The sequence below is a fragment of the Bacteroides sp. AF32-8BH genome (assembly GCF_003435205.1).
GTDB lineage: Bacteria > Bacteroidota > Bacteroidia > Bacteroidales > Bacteroidaceae > Bacteroides > Bacteroides ovatus.
The window spans coordinates 63,540-81,994 of record NZ_QVLZ01000003.1 but is presented as its reverse complement, the minus strand read 5'-3'; the positions used below and the strand labels follow the sequence as shown (position 1 = coordinate 81,994).

Annotated in this window: 28 protein-coding genes; all 28 read right to left on the bottom strand. The window is 38.0% G+C overall.

Annotated features, from left to right (window positions below; translation table 11 throughout):
* Positions 1-2: 2 nt before the first annotated feature.
* Positions 3-920 (bottom strand): radical SAM protein, encoded by a 918-nt coding sequence (locus DWZ47_RS03075; protein WP_117512291.1) that lies wholly within the window; start codon positions 918-920, stop codon positions 3-5.
* 11 nt (positions 921-931) lie between these two features.
* Positions 932-1,363 carry a hypothetical protein gene (locus tag DWZ47_RS03070; protein ID WP_117512290.1) on the bottom strand — a complete coding sequence of 144 codons (432 nt, stop codon included), beginning with the start codon at positions 1,361-1,363 and terminating at the stop codon, positions 932-934.
* A 313-nt stretch (positions 1,364-1,676) separates the two neighbouring features.
* On the bottom strand, positions 1,677-2,669 hold the full coding sequence (locus tag DWZ47_RS03065; protein ID WP_117512289.1) for an SAM-dependent DNA methyltransferase: 993 nt from the start codon (positions 2,667-2,669) through the stop codon (positions 1,677-1,679).
* Positions 2,626-3,732, bottom strand: coding sequence for a tyrosine-type recombinase/integrase (locus DWZ47_RS03060; protein ID WP_004311542.1), 1,107 nt, complete (start codon positions 3,730-3,732; stop codon positions 2,626-2,628). Before DWZ47_RS03060 ends, DWZ47_RS03065 begins: the two co-directional genes overlap by 44 nt.
* Before the next feature lie 16 nt (positions 3,733-3,748).
* A complete protein-coding gene (locus tag DWZ47_RS03055; protein ID WP_117512288.1) occupies positions 3,749-4,351 on the bottom strand; it encodes a hypothetical protein in 603 nt (200 codons plus the stop codon).
* An 11-nt stretch (positions 4,352-4,362) separates the two neighbouring features.
* Complete coding sequence (locus tag DWZ47_RS03050; RefSeq protein WP_117512287.1) at positions 4,363-4,869, bottom strand: hypothetical protein; 507 nt, start codon at positions 4,867-4,869, stop codon at positions 4,363-4,365.
* A 23-nt stretch (positions 4,870-4,892) separates the two neighbouring features.
* Positions 4,893-5,138: a hypothetical protein gene (locus tag DWZ47_RS03045; protein WP_008765965.1), complete on the bottom strand. Its 246-nt coding sequence runs from the start codon at positions 5,136-5,138 to the stop codon at positions 4,893-4,895.
* Positions 5,139-5,226: 88 nt separating this feature from the next.
* A complete protein-coding gene (locus tag DWZ47_RS03040; protein WP_117512286.1) occupies positions 5,227-5,469 on the bottom strand; it encodes a hypothetical protein in 243 nt (80 codons plus the stop codon).
* A 1-nt stretch (position 5,470) separates the two neighbouring features.
* The gene (locus tag DWZ47_RS03035; RefSeq protein WP_008765968.1) at positions 5,471-6,022 is read right to left on the bottom strand and encodes a hypothetical protein; all 552 of its coding nucleotides are present in this window, start codon (positions 6,020-6,022) and stop codon (positions 5,471-5,473) included.
* 11 nt (positions 6,023-6,033) lie between these two features.
* Entirely contained in the window at positions 6,034-6,741 is a 708-nt protein-coding gene (locus DWZ47_RS03030) for a phosphoadenosine phosphosulfate reductase family protein (protein WP_117512285.1), read from the bottom strand.
* Positions 6,742-6,762: 21 nt separating this feature from the next.
* Positions 6,763-7,089 carry a hypothetical protein gene (locus tag DWZ47_RS31360; RefSeq protein ID WP_008999330.1) on the bottom strand — a complete coding sequence of 109 codons (327 nt, stop codon included), beginning with the start codon at positions 7,087-7,089 and terminating at the stop codon, positions 6,763-6,765.
* A complete protein-coding gene (locus DWZ47_RS03020; RefSeq protein WP_004300224.1) occupies positions 7,086-7,550 on the bottom strand; it encodes a hypothetical protein in 465 nt (154 codons plus the stop codon). The genes DWZ47_RS31360 and DWZ47_RS03020 overlap by 4 nt, the downstream gene beginning before the upstream one ends.
* A 28-nt stretch (positions 7,551-7,578) precedes the next feature.
* Positions 7,579-8,226, bottom strand: a complete 648-nt coding sequence (locus DWZ47_RS03015; protein WP_004318814.1) for a DUF3560 domain-containing protein — start codon at positions 8,224-8,226, stop codon at positions 7,579-7,581.
* Between the two features lie 49 nt (positions 8,227-8,275).
* Entirely contained in the window at positions 8,276-8,851 is a 576-nt protein-coding gene (locus DWZ47_RS03010) for a hypothetical protein (RefSeq protein ID WP_009039412.1), read from the bottom strand.
* 111 nt (positions 8,852-8,962) lie between these two features.
* The gene (locus DWZ47_RS03005) at positions 8,963-9,715 is read right to left on the bottom strand and encodes a hypothetical protein (protein ID WP_004300221.1); all 753 of its coding nucleotides are present in this window, start codon (positions 9,713-9,715) and stop codon (positions 8,963-8,965) included.
* Positions 9,684-10,340, bottom strand: coding sequence for a ParB N-terminal domain-containing protein (locus tag DWZ47_RS03000; RefSeq protein ID WP_004311535.1), 657 nt, complete (start codon positions 10,338-10,340; stop codon positions 9,684-9,686). Before DWZ47_RS03000 ends, DWZ47_RS03005 begins: the two co-directional genes overlap by 32 nt.
* Positions 10,341-10,400: 60 nt before the next feature.
* Positions 10,401-10,694 (bottom strand): hypothetical protein, encoded by a 294-nt coding sequence (locus tag DWZ47_RS02995; RefSeq protein ID WP_004318818.1) that lies wholly within the window; start codon positions 10,692-10,694, stop codon positions 10,401-10,403.
* A 109-nt stretch (positions 10,695-10,803) separates the two neighbouring features.
* The gene (locus DWZ47_RS02990) at positions 10,804-11,241 is read right to left on the bottom strand and encodes a hypothetical protein (protein WP_004300218.1); all 438 of its coding nucleotides are present in this window, start codon (positions 11,239-11,241) and stop codon (positions 10,804-10,806) included.
* Positions 11,238-12,002: an HNH endonuclease signature motif containing protein gene (locus tag DWZ47_RS02985; RefSeq protein WP_009039411.1), complete on the bottom strand. Its 765-nt coding sequence runs from the start codon at positions 12,000-12,002 to the stop codon at positions 11,238-11,240. Before DWZ47_RS02985 ends, DWZ47_RS02990 begins: the two co-directional genes overlap by 4 nt.
* A gap of 27 nt (positions 12,003-12,029) precedes the next feature.
* Positions 12,030-13,748, bottom strand: a complete 1,719-nt coding sequence (locus DWZ47_RS02980) for a ParB/RepB/Spo0J family partition protein (RefSeq protein WP_117512284.1) — start codon at positions 13,746-13,748, stop codon at positions 12,030-12,032.
* A gap of 101 nt (positions 13,749-13,849) precedes the next feature.
* Entirely contained in the window at positions 13,850-14,071 is a 222-nt protein-coding gene (locus DWZ47_RS02975) for a hypothetical protein (protein ID WP_117512283.1), read from the bottom strand.
* Positions 14,028-14,444, bottom strand: a complete 417-nt coding sequence (locus tag DWZ47_RS02970) for a hypothetical protein (RefSeq protein ID WP_004318823.1) — start codon at positions 14,442-14,444, stop codon at positions 14,028-14,030. The genes DWZ47_RS02975 and DWZ47_RS02970 overlap by 44 nt, the downstream gene beginning before the upstream one ends.
* A 127-nt stretch (positions 14,445-14,571) precedes the next feature.
* On the bottom strand, positions 14,572-15,384 hold the full coding sequence (locus DWZ47_RS02965) for a DUF6291 domain-containing protein (protein WP_004314099.1): 813 nt from the start codon (positions 15,382-15,384) through the stop codon (positions 14,572-14,574).
* Positions 15,385-15,419: 35 nt separating this feature from the next.
* Entirely contained in the window at positions 15,420-15,884 is a 465-nt protein-coding gene (locus DWZ47_RS02960; RefSeq protein ID WP_004300212.1) for a recombination protein NinG, read from the bottom strand.
* 5 nt (positions 15,885-15,889) lie between these two features.
* Positions 15,890-17,047, bottom strand: a complete 1,158-nt coding sequence (locus DWZ47_RS02955; RefSeq protein WP_008999323.1) for a DEAD/DEAH box helicase — start codon at positions 17,045-17,047, stop codon at positions 15,890-15,892.
* Positions 17,044-17,199 (bottom strand): hypothetical protein, encoded by a 156-nt coding sequence (locus DWZ47_RS30890; protein WP_226789546.1) that lies wholly within the window; start codon positions 17,197-17,199, stop codon positions 17,044-17,046. Before DWZ47_RS30890 ends, DWZ47_RS02955 begins: the two co-directional genes overlap by 4 nt.
* 112 nt (positions 17,200-17,311) lie before the next feature.
* Complete coding sequence (locus DWZ47_RS02945; protein WP_004300209.1) at positions 17,312-17,980, bottom strand: hypothetical protein; 669 nt, start codon at positions 17,978-17,980, stop codon at positions 17,312-17,314.
* An 18-nt stretch (positions 17,981-17,998) separates the two neighbouring features.
* Positions 17,999-18,451: a hypothetical protein gene (locus DWZ47_RS02940; RefSeq protein WP_004300208.1), complete on the bottom strand. Its 453-nt coding sequence runs from the start codon at positions 18,449-18,451 to the stop codon at positions 17,999-18,001.
* Positions 18,452-18,455: the final 4 nt, after the last annotated feature.

The window sequence follows — 18,455 nt, the reverse complement described above, 5'->3', positions numbered from 1 at the left end:
TCTTATTTTTGAAAATACTCCCTACACTTAAAACCCTTTCTAGGAGTAAAGTCTTTAAATTCACAGCTTCTAAACACCCACTTCTTATCAGCCCATCCGGCTAAATCCTTTTGCCATTGAGGAATAATTTGACATGGATTATTCAAATCCCTATAAGGCTGGCAATGCGGTAAGAACCGACCGCCTTTGTTCTTCCAATGATTGACACGCTCAAACGATTCTTTGAAGTCACTGAGCAGGATACAATAAAAGAAGTATTCGCCTTTGTACCCGTACTTGTCAATCAAAGCTGTGGCACGCTCACATTCGGCAATCTGTCCCGGTGTGTCACAGCCGAACCGTATGCGCTTCATCCACTTTACTCTTGCCAGTAGCCGGGCGATGTCGTCTGTTACCAAGCGAGCATCTAAGCCCTGATTGAAGTCTACTCGTACGCCCATGGAGACAATCTTTTCAATCTGTTGTAATCCATAATCGGATGCAAGTACATTGTTATCCATGAGTATTACGTTCTTTCGCCCGGCAGATACTTCTTCTATATCCATGTATGGAGTTATGTTGCCTTCTTTGGCAGGAACGACACACCATTTGCAACGATTAGGACAGCCACGGGTAAGGAAGCCATAAGCCAGATTCTTATCAATATTATACAGGTTATAGTCGGGAACTATTTTATCAACTTCTACTGGAAGAACCTTGCTTATGTCATACCCTGTACCACCTTTCTCAACCTGATTGGTATTGATGTAATAGCCATAATCTGGAGTAAAGGAGAATACCTTTGCCGAATAAACTTTATCGTATGAGCACAAAGGGTTATACCATTCCACATTGTCGCCTCTTGCCTTGTGCCATGCACTTATCTTCATCAAAGCTAGATTAGGATAATTACTGTCAACTGCTAATATTCCGATGTTCATTACTAAAACAGTTATACTCCAATTATCTCATCATTGATACGAAATATGCTATCACTCACAAAATCGTATATCTTATACATAAGTTCCGGTTCTTCCTTTTTCGGAGAATAAACCATCACCTTTTTACCTGCACCTTTCATCCATCCTGCTTCTGTGTTAGCAGACCGACCACAAGGAAGAACCATAACACAGACATCCGCCCACTTCATGCCGTTAAAATCTGAATCAAATCCTTTTTGTGCAATCGGGTGATTAAGAGCTTCACGATATTGCTCTGTTGTCCAGTTTTGCCAGTTAGGGTCTATATCAGACCATTGGAAGCCACCATTACCATGAGGAGGATTCTTAAAATCGTAAACCTCATGTCCTAAATCACGGAGAATACCTACAACGTCCTGTTGAAATACATTTCTCCAACTACTTGCTACATAAATTTTTGCCATAATTATCTTTTTTATTTGATTATAATTATATTTGTCAATGCAATATTGCATAATAACCTAATATTTAATTCTATGTATTCTTACACTATTTCGTTTACAGCAGGAGGCAGAAGCTACTCGTTTACTACTAATATTAGTTATCCTCATAATTTCCATGATAGAGGATTAGTAAAAACAGCCGTTATGTCAGCCATTGGAGCATATAAAAGAGCAAATGGTATTGAGGCTGCAACAGTAGAAAGTTCTGTAAGTTACTAACTGTAATTCATTAGGGAGCTAATATTTAATTAGCTCCTTTATTTTTAGATTTGAATCACTTTTTTATTACAACTGCCATAGTGCTAACAGTCGTTCCACTTTCCTTGAATTCACCTGCTCCGATTTCAAAAACTTCTCCATGAACCTCTTCCAACCATTCCCGGAACTCAACACATTTCTTTTCAGATGCGAATTTCCAATGCTGGCTGGTAATAGCAGCAAGAGTTCCACCTTCTTCCAAGCGTTCATACATAAGTCTTACATGGTCAATATCCTGATTACCGGAAAATGGAGGATTAGCAATAATCTTAGTGTAATGCCCTACACTGTCTTTCGTAAAATCTTCATCAAGCAATATTATGTTATCAAGTGTATGAAGGAACTCCCTGTTTTCCGGCATCAGTTCATAGCATTCAACTGTTACTGACGGGCACGACCGATGAATCGCTTTTATCAGAGCACCACGTCCGGCACTTGGTTCAAGTACGGTATCTGTTTCGTGAATTCCACCGGCAAGCATTACCAGCCAGTCTGCAATATCAGCAGGTGTTTCAAAGAACTGAAAATCTTTTTGCAAATCGCATCGCTTACCTTCTTTCAAGATGGAGAACACACGTTCAGGATTAAAAGGAAATGTGAATCCCTGTATCTTACCTCCCTGCCATGAGCCGCCAGCTTCTTCTATCCATTTCTTTGCTTCAGCATAGGATTTCTTATTGAATTGTACTTTCGGAAGTTTAAGAACACTATCCTCAAGAGTACAATGCTTCAGTATCTCTTCCACATTCCATTTCTTACCTTCATCAGCCTGGCTCTTCCTTTCATCAACCGGAGCGTCCGGCGCTAACAGTGAGGATATTTTCGTAATAACCATATTACTCGCATCCATAAAAGTATTAACACAGGAAAGCGCTTCCATAAGAAATTCAGTATCAACATATCCGGCAGCGTCATAAACATCTATGCCTTCAGTCATATCCGACAATTCATTGAGCTGGGCTACACTACCACGTAACGTTTTTATTAAAGTCTCTTTGTTGTTCATCATAACTTTTTTGTAAATAAATTCTTGTTGTATCTACACTACCATGACCAAGAAGGTCTGCTAATTGAATTACATCTTTGGTTTTCTTCAGGAACATTTTAGCAAAGAAGTGCCGGAAGGCGTGAGCGTGCATTTTTTTCGAATCGATACCACAATGTTTACCCCATACTTTCAGATGCTGTGAAAGACCTCTTTGAGTCAACGGCCCGAATCTCCCAACAGCAAGAGTACCGGACTTGCCTGTCTCCTTTATATAGTCCTTCACTTCCCTCTGCAATTGCTTTTGGAAAAAGAAACGCCGATACTTGTTCCCTTTCCCTTTCAAAACAACTTCGCCGGCCGCTATATCCTCCCACGTGAATTGCTGAAACTCCGAGAGCCGAGCTCCTGTAGTACCCAATACCTTAATGAAGAAATAGTAATCCTTGTTGAGTTTTGTTTTCAGATACTCCAGTAACCTATTATATTCCTCTTCTGTCGGCACATTGTTTACATCCAACTTGCGTTTCATTCTAGGTCGTTTCAGTTCAATAGGTTTCTTCACCCATTTGGAGAACTTCTCAATGGCTGTAATACGTAATCGAATGGTAGCTGGAGAAAGTTTTTCCTCTTCAAGGCTTTTTATAAATCGTCTGCAATTATCCATATTTAGTTCATTGGCGTATTCAAAATATTTTCTCAACGAGGTATAATAGACATCAATTGTGTGAGAGGAATAATCATTGTTATCAGTCAACCATATTATAAAATCATTAAGCAGTTTCTTATTCTTCTCTGAAATAACCTCAAGTTTCTCCAAAGGCTTTACAGCCTTTTCCCGTCGGCCATATCCGATTTTAAGATAAGACAATAAATCACAAACAGCCTCACACATAAACGAATGGCGCACCATAGCATCAGCATTTTTATGTTTATATTTGTAATAACCACGACGATTGATTTCTTCGGAATTTTCAAGAAAATCAGTCACATATTTGATGTATTTCCCGATGCTATCATAGCTCCTACCCGTCGTATACAGGTAGGATATGTAATCTACCAATATTTGTTTTCGTTTATCATCCATTTTTTTGTTATGAGAGTTAATACTTCTTCCCGTGCATCTTTTCACGGAGTTCGTTATACTTCATTTTCTGCTCGATGTGCCAAAGCAGGTCTACATCTAAGTGCTTGGCAAGCCCGAAAATAGATAGTATCATATCATTCACGGCTGTAGAAAAATCAAATATTCCGTCATATCTAACGGGAAGTGTAGAGATGAAATAGATTGATTCGGTAAAAGTTTCGCCTTTACAGGCTTCTGCCATATCTTCAATACAGTCATCAATATCTCCGTTGGCAGGGCTTATTCCTCGAAGTCCTGCAAGATCAAGCAAGCGGATAACAGCATCAGCTAATTCTTCTTCGATTGAACCTTTAATGGTTTCGTTATATGCAACTTCGTAACCGCGCTCTTTGGGAATGTCAGAATCCAATCCTTGACAAATGCGGCTGTTAGCAATCTTCTTATTATACCGATCAACATTAGCACGCCTTCCTTTTCTATCTGCTTCCACAGCTTCCATCAGTTCAGAAATCACAAGGCAAAGAAAATGATTGTTACTTAGCTCTTGATCGTGAAACCCATGTTCACAAGCTGTTTTATATGCTTTGTCTCTTAATTCATTTAAATTCATTTTACTCATCCTTGTAATGCTTAAATATATCTATCCAATTCCTTTTCTAATAATTCTCCATCTATTTCAGGAAACAGCCTCAGAACTAAATCCAAAGATTTGCAATAATTGTTACTGTATTCTTCAGTATCCATTAATCGAAGTACCATAGAACAAAAGATACTTTTTGTGTCTTTTAATTCGCCTTTCATCAGCAATTTTGACAGTTCGATAATTTGACTAGTAGGATTATGAAAACTTCCGTTTATATATTGAAAAATTAGTCTTCCTTCAAATTGGCATATTTCACAATCTAGTTCACAATCAATGTACTCTATTTTACCATTTATGAATTCACAATAAACACATTCACTATTAGAAGCAAATAAAATTGCAAAATCATAGATATCATCACTATTACCTACAATTATTGAAGTAGATTCAAGAGTTTCCGAAACACCATTATTCCACTTTGCATCTTCAATAAGTTCCCTCACATATTCTTGAACTCTTGTGATGTTCTGCTCTATTAAATCTTTTTTACTCATAATTTCAATTCAATTAAGTTCGATTATTTTTTTGCAATATTCTCCCAAAAAACAGCACCTTCAGGAGTATTATAAAAAGGGAATGAAATAGCTAGAAACCGATGAAAGCAGCAATCAACATCTAACAAATTGTTCATCCGTTCTTCATTTGTCATTGAGAAGTCAGGACACTCAATATTAAATGTCTCATTTGCTCTTTCTGTATTATATTTCCATTGATTGAAAATACCTAGTCTTTCTAATTTTTCTATTTTTTCATTCCTCTTCATATTGATTGACTTTTAATGCTTTACATCTATAAAGGTAATCGTTATTGACAAGTTTAGCAAACAGAATCTTCGCCATTTTAACGCCATTTTACTCGGTCTTTTTCTTCAACAAATCAAATATTATCCTCTCACCCTCTTTTAAACCATCAAGATAGCCTTTTGCATGTTCACCGGCATTATACACTATAAAAGAGAAGATCAACAAAAACAGTCCGAGCGAACGATGCCAGTATGGAAGTTGGACTGTGAACGGCTTGATTGTTATAGAAAAGTGTCCTACATATAGCAGGAACACAAACAAAATCACACATGAAATAATTGTTGTTTTCATATTAATCTGTAAATAAATTAAGTTGAGTTGTAAACTCGGGTTTATAAATTCTAAATTTACGGTTAAAGAAAGTCTCAAAGGCTGTTACAATTTCAGAGATGGTATTATCAGCAATTCCTAATAATTTATCATCGGCAACTATAAGAGATAAAGCCTTGTCAAGAGTCATTTTCTTCTCAATAAACAGGGAATACACCAAATATCTACGGGTATATTCCCCAGCCTTGAGTGACTCAACTTCTTCAGGAGTGGCCTTTCTCTTGTACAATACTTTATACCAATGTGTTTCAGCAGTACGAGCACGCTTTTGTCTCGGTAACAAGTCATAAAACACGGCAATTTCATTCTTTTGGATACACTTATGTTTTTTACGAACACCATACATCACATAAGGAGTGTTCCAATCAAGATGAGTCTTTCGATATTCAAGCTCCAGCTCTCGATCAATAAGATCTTGCTCAAAGTCTTGTTTCATTAACCATTCCTCGAACCAGGCAGCAAGTGCTTCTTCTCGATCATAATAATCTTTTCCATTTATACATAAGGGAATCATAATAACTCTTTCTATTGCATTTCACGTTTAAATCTTTCCTCTAAATCAAAAATGGTTTCTCCACTATTACGCCGATAGGGCCTATCGGTATTTAACTGAAGTTCTTTCAGCTTTTTCCAATACCATGGAAGGTACAAATACATATTCTTCAACTCCTTCAAGTTCTTATTTCCACAACACCAGCAACTCACACGATCAAGTAGCTCATATAGCCTTACTCCATCCTCATGCCAAACAAAGCCTTTTGTGTAACAATACTGGAGTGCATCTGCTTCAGTAATGCCCCAATCACGAAGTGGTAAAACCCGATTTGGTCGTTTTTCCTTTTCAAAGCGATGGGTCTCATCGGCAGCAATACCGACATAATCAATTCCGTCTTTTGTGTGAGCTTTCAATGTACGAAGTTTTTCACTCGTTCCCCACCGGCATGTTCCCCCACACCAACTATATCCTTTTTTATGGATAATATTGGTCCCTCTTTTCTTAACCGGCCTTTCAAACATTGTCCAAAGAAAAGGTTGCTCCGGATGCAGTTCTGTATATTTAATGCCAAGTTTTTTAAGAATTGGAAGAACAGCATCACGAGTGTTATAGATTGCCTGAAATTCCATACCTGTATCATAGAAAACGACTTCATCCAACTGATATCCTTTATCTATTAGCATGAAAAGCATTGCCAAGGAATCCTTTCCAAAGCTGACTGAAGCATAATATTTCATACAAAAAATTTAATAGACAAGTCACTTTTTCTTCTTTGCCCTCTGATTATTAATCTGTGACATACACATACGGCACCAGGAAGTCAACAAATGATATTCCTTACCTTTTCTCACCACTATACGATTGTAGAACCGGTTCAAGTAGAAGTAATTTCCGCAATGGGTACATTTTTTCATTTCACGTCCTGAATCATCTATAATCCGATTACGCGGCTTACGACGAATTAGAGTACAACTTTTACACTTCTCATCAGTTTCGCGGTGCCGCCGGCAATGTGATAAGGATTTTGCTCCACATTTAGCAAACACTTTACAATCTCTACGAGGTATTGATTGACACACATTCATGGCTTCCTCGCATTCAAGAATTTATTTACTACACGAGAAAGTACATCCTCATTCTCCGGCATCAGCCATTCTTTTGCAACGTTCCAAGCAATACTCATAGCAGGATTGAAGTTATCCTTCCTGACTGTGTGATGAGACAAACGTCCTTCAGTGGGCTTCAAACCCTTATCATGTAAGATACACAGTCCATTCTCGAAAAAAGCACAATACTCCTTACCAGCAACGGGCTGAATCATCGGAATAGCAATATTAATAACCCCTAAGAATATACCAGCAGCCCAGTTCGTCAGCGCTAACCTGTCGGCATAACCTGCATCAATAATTCGTTCAATATCATCAGGAGTACCTAAACATGGCGTATGACATTGTTGTTTACAAACACTGCATGAGCATTGTACAGGTACACGACCTGAAGCCCTCATTACCCTTTGTAATGAGGTTTCTTTTGATAATTCTCTCATAGTAAATTATTTGAGATACTACAAATTATTAAACATCGCCCCACAGCTTTACTGCAAGGTCATAATTTTTTTTAGCCTCTTTTACTGCTTTATTGGCATAAGCCATAGCGTATGTATGCTCGCGTCGGTACTTACCGGACTTCAATCCTTCGTGATATTCTTTTGCTTGTTCCAACTTATGTTCGTAGAAATCTATACTTTCCGGCATGGACAAGTTTATCGTATTAGCCCTTTTTTCCCAATACTTCGCAACTCTTTCATGTTCGGCAGCCTTATCGCTAAACTCAACGCTTTTCCCCATATTGTTCCACGCATCATCTATCGCTTTTCTGTGTCGCTTCTCGCTATGATGTCCCACTTTGATAGGCTCACCTAGAGAAAGAAAATCCTTATCTTTATTGGACTTGTTGTAATATTCACAGCTTTTCTGTACAGCAGATGTAGCCCATTCATGACGACGTTCAGCTCTTTGTTTGGCCCACTCTTGCACATTAAAGCCATCAGCCCGTACGATTGAGTAGTAATAGAATCCATCACGTTCGTAAATGAGGTTGAAAACAATACATTCATTTTCTTTTCCATACTTGGTGGTAACTTCAATAGTTTCACCTTTTTCGTGCTTCTCATCACACTTTGCCAAAAATACATTTGGCGCAAATTTGTAATACGTGTTCATTTTTTTAATTAAATTGGTTTGACTTATATGAAAAATGATGAAACCACAGCTACTTAGCCGTGGTTTCATCATTAAATAACTTTGGTTGACTGGGTTGAACCAAATCATCGAATAAACCAGGAGCACGAGGTTGTAACGCCTTGTATTCTTCCTGAAAGAATTCTTCTTTGGTTCTCCCATGTTTTTTACCCTTTCGTGTATGTACATCGAAAGTGTAATCTGGAATAGGAATAGGGTAACGCCTGACATCATTTATCCACTTTTCTATATCAATATCCTTTCTATCATAGATGAAGTTTTGCAAATGATCCGCATCACGATTCTTTCTACATTCACAAAGGAGAATAACAGCTTTACTGACAAATATCCTCCCTTTGGGTTCAGTAGCAGTCTTGTTTACCAGCTCATGCCCCTGCCACAATGCTTCTATCTCTTTAGTAATGATTCCATAGCAATCTTCAGCACTAATGGTAAACAGACGCTTCCACACATAGTCGCGGTACCCACTCGCCCAAAGTTCCAATGCAAAAAAGCCGGCTACCCCGGTGTCGGCTCGCCTAATGGCTTTCTGCATTGCAGAACTCACCTCAAAGAAATCATATCCGCAAACTGTTCTTATAATCATAATTCTAATTTAATGGTTTGACTTTTAGTTTATTACATCAGTAAAATTAGCTAAAAAAGGCGAATATGACAAACAGAATGGACGCCATTTAAACGCCTTTTTTACAGACTATTAGAATTTGAATTTGCATGATATATTATATTGAACGAGCTGCTTTGTTTTGTCTTTCCCATTAGTGGTTGCACTCTTTAGCAAAATACTATCACCAAAATTCTTTTTGATAAAGAGGATAGATTTACGTTCCTCTTCCTGATTCCTTATAGAAGCAAGCCCACCAGCGTTTACAAAAGTGTTCTTTTGCTCAAAATTATACCGCAAATCGGTTAAAACCTTACGTTCTTTGTACTTCATGTAACAAGAAATCCAAAAATCTTCCTTCAAACGTATTTCCTCATTCCACCAAGTGTTTTTGTTATAGATTACTCCATAACTGCAACCGGTTATCATTTTCGAAAGAGAAAGAAAAGCGGATTCATCATACATTACCGGCGATATCCGAGCGGTGAAGCCAAACAGATGTACATCCATCATACTGGCCATCTCAAATAATGACTGAATGATATTGGTTATCTTATCTTTATCCTTTATCCGGCTAGGTTCTCCTTTTTCCACATAAATAGGTTTGCAGGCATGGACATCATCATCAAGCATGAAAAGTTCTCCAAAATGCTTTGCCATCCAGTTACGTTTCGGGATGAGGCCCATAACGTCGTCAGGATGAGTAACAATTTCACATTCCGGGTTAAATTGTTGATATAAGTCAGCTTGACTTTCAGCAACGCAAATGATAGGATCGTTCACCAACTTTTTAGCGAACACCCGGTCATGGCGTTTATGACTTGGTATTACTATCTTGCAGGGCATGGCGAACGTCTTTTATATCAATTACATTGGATTTACTTATTTTCCCGGTTTTGTACGACTTCATGTGCTGCATGTCCAGCCTTTCACGAAGCCAGTTGCTATCTACCTCATTACTTGAGGTGATGATAAACAACTCATGTTTTTCGTCATACTTTGGAATGAGAGGATAAATGGCTGTATCATCCGTGATGGCATCGAAGCGCTCTTTAAATTCATCCTCTTTCTTCTCCGGGGCAAATTCGATGCCCCAATCTTGGAGTTCCGCCTTATTCCACTCGTTTTCCATAACGTCCAAATCATTCTCACCAAAATTGACATTATCTTTAGTGGCATATTCCCTCAACTTCTTAACGGGGGTATCAGGTGCCAGAATTTTACAAGGCAGTTCTTTATAACCTAACTCCTTGCAAGCTCGCAAACGTAAATTACCACAAACAACAATATATCTGCCATCATTGTAGGGAAAAACTATAAGTTCTCGAAGCTCAAGCATCTCTGGCGAATCCTGAATGCTTTTCTTCATCGCTTCAAAGCGGTAATCACGAAAAAAACGTGGATTTTTCGGCAATCCCGTGAGCTGCCCCTTATTAAAATCAAGTAGGCAGACTTGAATAATCTCTGTCATAACTAACTATATTAAAATCAACAACACAAAATCAACAACACAAACAGTCAGTAACAACACCTAATCATTTTTTCTATCATCGAACTCTATCTTATCTTTGATAAGCTGTTCAATGTCCTCACAACCAAATCTTTTTAAATAGGCAACAAGGTAAATTATCATCTCGGCTGCCAATTCTTCATCTTCCGAATATTTAGGAAGATTATCACTCCTATATTTAGAAGCAATATCGAATTTTCTCCAAACGGCTTCAATTCTTATGCTAAACGCTTTTCTTGAGCTATGCTCATTCATCTTAAAGCGCTTCCTCATGATATTCAAGCATCTCTGGGCAAACCTATTCAATGTTATCATATCGATCGGGTTAAATTGTTAGACTATGAATAATCTCACACGATTCTATTAGGTTGGTCTCTGATGCGAAACCAATGAACATATTCTTTATCTATCAGCATACTATTATTTATTTTGAGGGGTCTGTTGTATCTAAATATTTCCTGTATTCCAATTCTGTTTTGGCAAGATTGATTACGGTATTAACCCCTTGGAAAACTTGTTTTGCTTGGCTCACTTTACTAGGATCTTCTTTCACATCCTTAATTTGTTGAAGAACCAAATTCCTCAAATCTTGTAAAATGGTAGGGTTCACTGTAGACACCTTATTCAACCGTTCATTTGCCAACACGACAACAGTATTTGTTATTGGCCGGAAACGGTTCAACTTGGAAGCCAAATCAAACATACTAAACACTAACACTTTGCCATTATTCAAGTATATCTCAACTTCGGTACCATCATCACCGGTACCGTCACAGTAATTGAGAATTACAACTTCTTCATTCTGATAAAGGAATGGTTTATTAACCATTTCTTTCAATCTATCTATTGCTCCATCAGTCATGATTCATTCTTTTTTGTTGCTTTATTAATTTGTCTATTCAAAGCTCCTTTTAGCTTGATTAGGTACTGAACATCTTCCGGATATCGGGCATACAAAGAATTCTCTTTTTTTAATTGTTCAGAACGACTAATCATGTAAAGGTTCTCAATGGAAACGTTTTGCCTGTTGCCATCTTTAAACTGAATATTATAACCAGGGGGGATTTCTCCATTATGCTCAATCCATACAAGCCGATGTTTAAGTTCAAAGACATTCGGTTCGGCAGTTTTCACTTCAATGTAACCGTCACGAGTTATGCGTTCATAACCGACTGGTTTATGATTTTTGGGGACATGTCCTTTCTTAAATCGAGTAGCTTTCGTTTTTGCTAATTGTTCCTCTGACATATATTCCGTTTGCTTACGTCCCTTGTTCATCGGTTGGTGGCCTTTGGGAAAGAAGCTTTTAGAAGCGCATTGAAATTTAAATTCTTTAGATTTAAAGAGCCGTAATTTAAATGCAACTCCATTTACAGCAGAATAAGTGGTACCTAATATCTGTGCTATTTCCTCATTAGTATGATTGGGATACAACTTTTTCAATTTATCAAGTCTCTCACTATTCCAAAACGAGATTCTCGGAGAGCGCCTAAGTTTTCGAATCAAGGCCTTTGTTTTAACAGCACTAAGTGTTTTATCAAGACGCCTAGCAAGTTCTTTTAAATCAGCAGTCGGGTACTCACTGTCAAGTATAGCAAGTTGTTCGCCAGTCCACGTTTTCATAAGTGCGTCAATAAAGAGAGGAAACCACTAGGCTTCCTCTGTGTTATCGTTATTTAGCTCTTTCAGTCTTTCTTTGAGCTTCTTTTCTTTCTTATCATATGAATCCGCAAGTTTCTTAGAGAGCGCTTTGAAATCATCCGGATATTGTTCTGCAAAAAGGATTTTCTGACACTTTTGCAAATAGGAGTAGAAATTCACATTATTCGATGATAAGCATTCAGCAATAAAGGCTCTATACCATTGGTGTCGGTCAGCTTGGTTGTTTTTGACATAATTTACAAAATCACTCTCACCATTCCATTTTTTCAGATTCAGTTTTTCAAGATAAGTACTGCTACAACCGCTAAGAACCAGCACATCAAAAACAAGTTGTTCATTTTCAGAGAATTCTTTTGTTCTCTGATAATATGTTTTCTCTTGCGCCCACTTACGCATTTCTTCAGCAGACTTCTCCTTGACTATATCCTTCGCTCTTTTTAATTGGGCGTTTATTTTTTCCCTTTCTATCTCTTTTAGATCGGCAACGGCGGAAGTAGAGGAAGCCGTTTCTTTTCTAACATAATAGAAACTAACGTTAAATTCGGGAGAATAATGTCCAAAAAATGAAAGACAACGATAAACTTCTCCATCTTCAAGCATTTTCAAAGTGCGTTCATCATCTTCTGAATACCAGCACTTACATCTAAAGATTTCATCAGGATCAACTATTTCAAATCCAAGTTGTTTAACAGCTTCCAAAGTTTTTTCATAGAAAACCTTTCTATCTTCTCCCCAATATGTATCAGGACGTCTAGCGATAATTACTGTTTTTCCAAATGAAAGAGGTTCGCCAACTTTAACAAGATGTTCATATTCTAGTTGAATTTTCCGCGTCACATAAGCAATCTGTTTTTTCTCATAGCAAGCAGCATTGATACATCTAGCATCCTTACTATTCATTTCATAGAACAAACAACCATGATTACACGTATTATTCTCACATTGAGAACATGATTTAATATCAGTATTTTCCCAATTATCGGAATCATCTTTAATCCAAGGTGCGTTACCAAGCTCCATGAAAGAATTACTCACAAATTCTCGAATCATAGCAGTAGTACATTGTTCTTCCTCCTCCTCATGAAACTCTTTTTGAGTATCTTCATCCAATTTAGAAAGAATCATAGCACCGGACAATGGTATATCTCCATTTCTTACCCGCTCTTTTAGTTCAGGAATAAGAGAATTCAATTTAATACGGTCAAATACAAACCGGGTAGACTTTCCTATTTTAAGAGCGATATCTTCCAAAGTTCGTCCTTTTTCAGCCAACTGCGCAAAGGCAAAAGCTTCTTCGATGGGATCAACATCTTTTCTTTGAAGATTCTCGGTAATCATCGCTTCAAAAGCCTCATCATCTGTCATTTCTCTGACAATGCAGGATATTGTCTGAAATTTTTCCGACTTTTTTCGATGGGCTTTGATTTTTGCAACATTCGCTTCATCTTCCTTTGCTTTCAAAAGTGACACAGCCCGGAAACGACGCTCACCGCAAACAATTTCGTATGTGTAAGGTAATGGGGTAACATCTCCGGTTTCTAGGTTAGTCATCTCCTCGGATTTAGCAACTCTGACAGTGACAGGTTGCAATAAACCTTGCTTTTCAATGTTGCTTGCAAGCTCTTCAAGAGCTGCTTCATCAAAAGTCTTTCTCGGATTCAAAGGAGAAGGACTGATAAGGTCAATTCTAATGTTTTGTACTTCCATAATTTAATTATATTGGTTTGACTTTTAATTCATTACATCAGTAAAGTTATCGTAAAATGACAAGTTATGCAAACAGAAACTTCGCCATTTTAACGCCATTTTCATGCGGGCTTATTACGTATTTGAATGAAGCCACGTTTTTCCGTTTCCCGAAGCAATTCCATGTCTTCCTCACGGATATAACAATCCGTTTCACCATTAACAGTTGTGTGATTAGGAATACCAAAACGCTCCCGTATTCTTCTTTTCACTTCAGGAATATCTTCAAGTTTGATATGCCTAGTGTTCCAGTAAATTGTCACCTTCTGCTTCTTGTTTACCATATTCTCTTTTGTTTAGATAAGAGATTATTTCATTTGAGAGACTTAACGCTTTAGCAGCTTCTTCATCTCCTTGCTCAACTCTAAGTTTGAGTTCGTTCCGGTATTCTTCATACGACAAGCCACTTGTATAGCCCACTTCCTCCGACAAATTCTCTTTATGAAAATTCCATGACTGATTATCAGCAACAGCACAACGTTCTTTATTGTATTCACGAAGCCAACTCATGATGACCTGACCATCAATTCTATTATAGATATTGCCATATTTCATTTTCATTGCGTTCTTGAAACACAGTTTAAAATCATCAGTTTTCATATATGGATATTCTTCAATGATTAAATCTACTGTAGTAGCGACTTGTGTAGCCGACATTGGATTACCGACATTGAAAAACTCCAAGGCATCAGCTATCAATATGACCAACACTGCTCTGGCTTGCGGCTCACCAAACTTTCTTATAATAGTGCCAATAGAAGGTTCATCACTTTGAAATACATCTTCAACCTTCTTGGGGCATAGAGCTTTGCAATAGTTTTTCGGCGAGGTCCGTAAGACTGCTAACCGATTCTCTTCTTGTGGCCGCAGTATCAGTTCGTTTTCCATTGTAATTTCCTTCTAAAATTTTAGTAAAATTCGCAGACTTGAATATCCAGTCAAAAGTGCACCTCCAATTTTTATCGTTTTGTCCAAGCAAGAAAGGACTGTCTAAAACCAATTGGAACACATCGAATACAGCTTGCTTTCCGTATTGTGCGACACGTGCTTTAATAGCTTTCTTTCGTTTTGCATCTATGGACTTTATAGCAGGAAGTTTACCTTTAAACGTGGAATTAAAATAATCCATTAGCCCACCCCAATCAATCTTTTCCTCGGGGAACAAAGAAAGCTCGTCTTTCTTTGATTCTCCTTTAGGAGAAGTTTCTTTCTTTTTTAAATGAGAATCATTATCATCTACATAATCATTATCATATTCATTATCATTATCGGGTTTTGTGGGTTCTTTTGGGTTTCCAAATAACCCAGTGGGTTTTGTGGGTTCTTTGGGTTCTTTTGGGTTTTCACTTTTCGGACGTCCCCCCTTAGAACCATTGCTCTTATTCCTTTCCACAATAGACATATACTTTTCAGTATCCCTGTCTATATCTATCTTTATAAAGTTGAAAGCAATATTTGCCATAGGTTTCAACCCCCGAAGATTTCCCGTTGTCGCATACTCAATTATGCTTTCGTAAATCTCCAGCCTGACATCATCCGGCAAATCCTTGATTGCTTCTCTCCACCCTTTATAAAAGATGAATGAATTTCTTTCCATATTTTAAGGGATTATACTCCGATTAGTAATAAAACTCACAGACCTTTTGCTTCCTTCAGTTTTTTCGCTTCTTCCTTGTAATGAGTAATCAGCTTTTCTAATTGAAAGTCACTAAATTGCTTAGTAACATTTTTCTTGGCTTCCAGGATCAGCACATTTCGTTCACCATACTTGGCAACTAGACGTCTGCGATAATCCTGAATATTTCCTTCCATGAAGCGGTTACAATGTGAACATTGAGCATTGCAGTTCATTTCATCAAAGCGAGTACTCATGTGTTGGCGGTTGATGTAATGACCGCAATCTGCTTTATTGAAAGGCTTTATTTTACCACATGAAATACACTGAAAATATCCATTAGGCATCGTATCACGATAACGGATGAATAAACTAAATATTCTGTCTAGTTTATCGACAAGATCAGGTTTCTTCTTGACCTTAACACCTTCTACCTCGAAAAGAGGCTTTTTCTTTTCTTTCTTCTTGTAATTTCTCCACATGATAATTAAAATACTACATTGGTTAATTGACGGCCACGACTCATTATACACCATTTTCCCTTTTCAGGCTGTTCTATGCGTAACTCTTCAACACGCCCAAAACGCCGGAAATTCCCACTCAAATCAACAACCCAACCCTCTTTACCTTGGCAGGGACGAATAACACGACCGACCATTTGATAATAGAGGGAAAGGGATTTGGTTGGACGTGCAAGAACAATCGTATCAAGCTCCGGGTAATCGAATCCGGTTGTAAGTACTCCGACATTAGCAACAACTTTTATTCTTCCATCTTTAAAACCTTTCAGAATTCGTGCCCTTTCCTCCTTTGGAGTAGAACCGCTAACGATCGCACAATTAGGAATTTCGGAAGCCAGTTTTTCAGCTTCACGAATAAACCTCGTGAATATTAAAATACCTTTGCGTGGTATGCCCGATTTGGGGTTCAACAGACGTTTTGTCCATCCAACTATATCTTTGTATATGTCCACACGTTCAAACTCTTGCAGAAGACTTTTTTCATCGTAATCTGCACCAGTAGAATTAGTCCTGACTCTACTTAAATCCAACTTTGTAATATCATAGTATTTCAAACTTGCGAGAAATCCTTTAGCAAGTAGTTCACTCACCTGACAGTGATAAATAACATCAGTGAAAACCTTTGGCCGGGTACGAGTTATAAATTTAAGCATAGCACCACCTCTTCCTGAACATAATCTGTAAGGAGTCGCTGTCAGCCCAATAACTTTCCTTTGCTCATCTTCAAAGAATTCCTTATACATTCCTTTCTCCGGATTCACTAAATGACATTCATCAATCAGAACGTGCTTGAAATGTTTGAAGAAACTCATGTGTTTCATCACACTACCAATCATAGCAAACGTAATACGATTGATATCCTTTCTTCCGGCAGAAGCTGAATAAACTCCACAATCGAATATGCCGTATGATTGAAGTTTCGCAAAATTTTGTTCGAGTATTTCCTTGCTAGGCTGGAACACTATCAGCGGCCCGTCTATCCGTGCAGCTATATTGGCAATGACAAGGGACTTCCCGGCACCAGTGGGAAGAACTATCACGTAGTTTTTCTTTTCCTTGGATTTAAAAACGCTGACCGCTGCATCACTAGCACTTTTTTGGTAGTCTCTTAACTGGTATGTCATAATTTGATGTGATATTTATGAACTTTCGAATGACAGTCACCACAAAGGGTAACGAGACAATCAAGATGTTCAAGCTCATGACCAACGATTGATTTTCCGTTAACCCTGTATGTTTTGTGGTGAATCTCTAAATTAAAGTCTTTACCGCACATCTGGCATTTATGTCCGTCCCTAATACGAACCTTACGCTTGGCTTCTTCCCAATCTGGATTATTCACAAGCCGCTTCACATAGTTGGACTTCCTGCCTTTTTTGTGCTGCAATCTACTCATCGTCTTCCGGTTCTTCTTCAGGAAGTTTATCAGACAGGTCTTCTTCGAACTTGTCCCCATAATCTTCTGTATCATCAATAGGACGTTCTACTTCAGGATATTCAATACCAAACAAATCAAGCATCGCTTTTCTGTTTCGATCTTCCTGTGCCCAAAGAGAACGTTTGTCCCAATCAGGAATTTTTTCAGCTTTCACAAGCTTAAACTCACCGTTCACCCATGAATAATACAGGAAATATCCATCAAGAGCAAACCGGATCGTATTCTTACTTGAAAGATGATACTCCCTCGTCCCCTTTTTGACCTCGGCAGCCAGGTCTTTAATTTCAGTCTTAATAGAAGCTAACCTGTCTTGAGCATCACTCTTAATTTTCTTCGCACGTTCAATGGCTTCCAACAATTCACGTTCGCGTTTGGGGACCTCATTCTCTTGCTTGATGCAATACTCTTCACGAATTTCGGAAATCTCAAATTCATCCAGTAAACGTTGTGTCACCTCACTTTCAGGGAATGTAGCATTGAAATGCTCATTCACCAACTTTATCAATTCATCTACATTCGTAGAACCCTGAAATAAAACAGGGGGAAATTTTTCCCGAATAGAATCGGGAACTACAAACTCGATTGTCTCGGGTTCGTAGTTTCTCAAATTTGCAATCATAAATTATAAAAGGATTAATTAGTACCGGTTTTGGTACTCATGAATAAAATCTAAGTAATGCTGGTCTTCAGGCAACGGAAGTGTAATACCAAACTCGGTGGCCGCATCTATTTTCACGCTTTCCATGAAATTATGCATCTCTAAAGTATTAAGTTTACTTGTTCCTCGCACAATAGTTTCCACTTTACCATTCACATGAACCTGTTTCACAAGAAACTTCTTACAATACAAGTCATGTATATCCTGAACTCCAGCAGCAGTGCTCCAATACTCTTCACCTGTGTATTCACGCAAACAGGCACCAATACACTGAAACCATTTCCACATGAGAGCATTTTGATTTAATGTTCTCGGCTGTGTTTTTTTCTTAATGGTTACAGTGTATTCTCCATTACGAAGTGTGCTGCACATGAACTCGAAAGACTTATCCATTTGGATTTTGCCATCTTTCTTCGTCAATGTTGCTTCCATAACC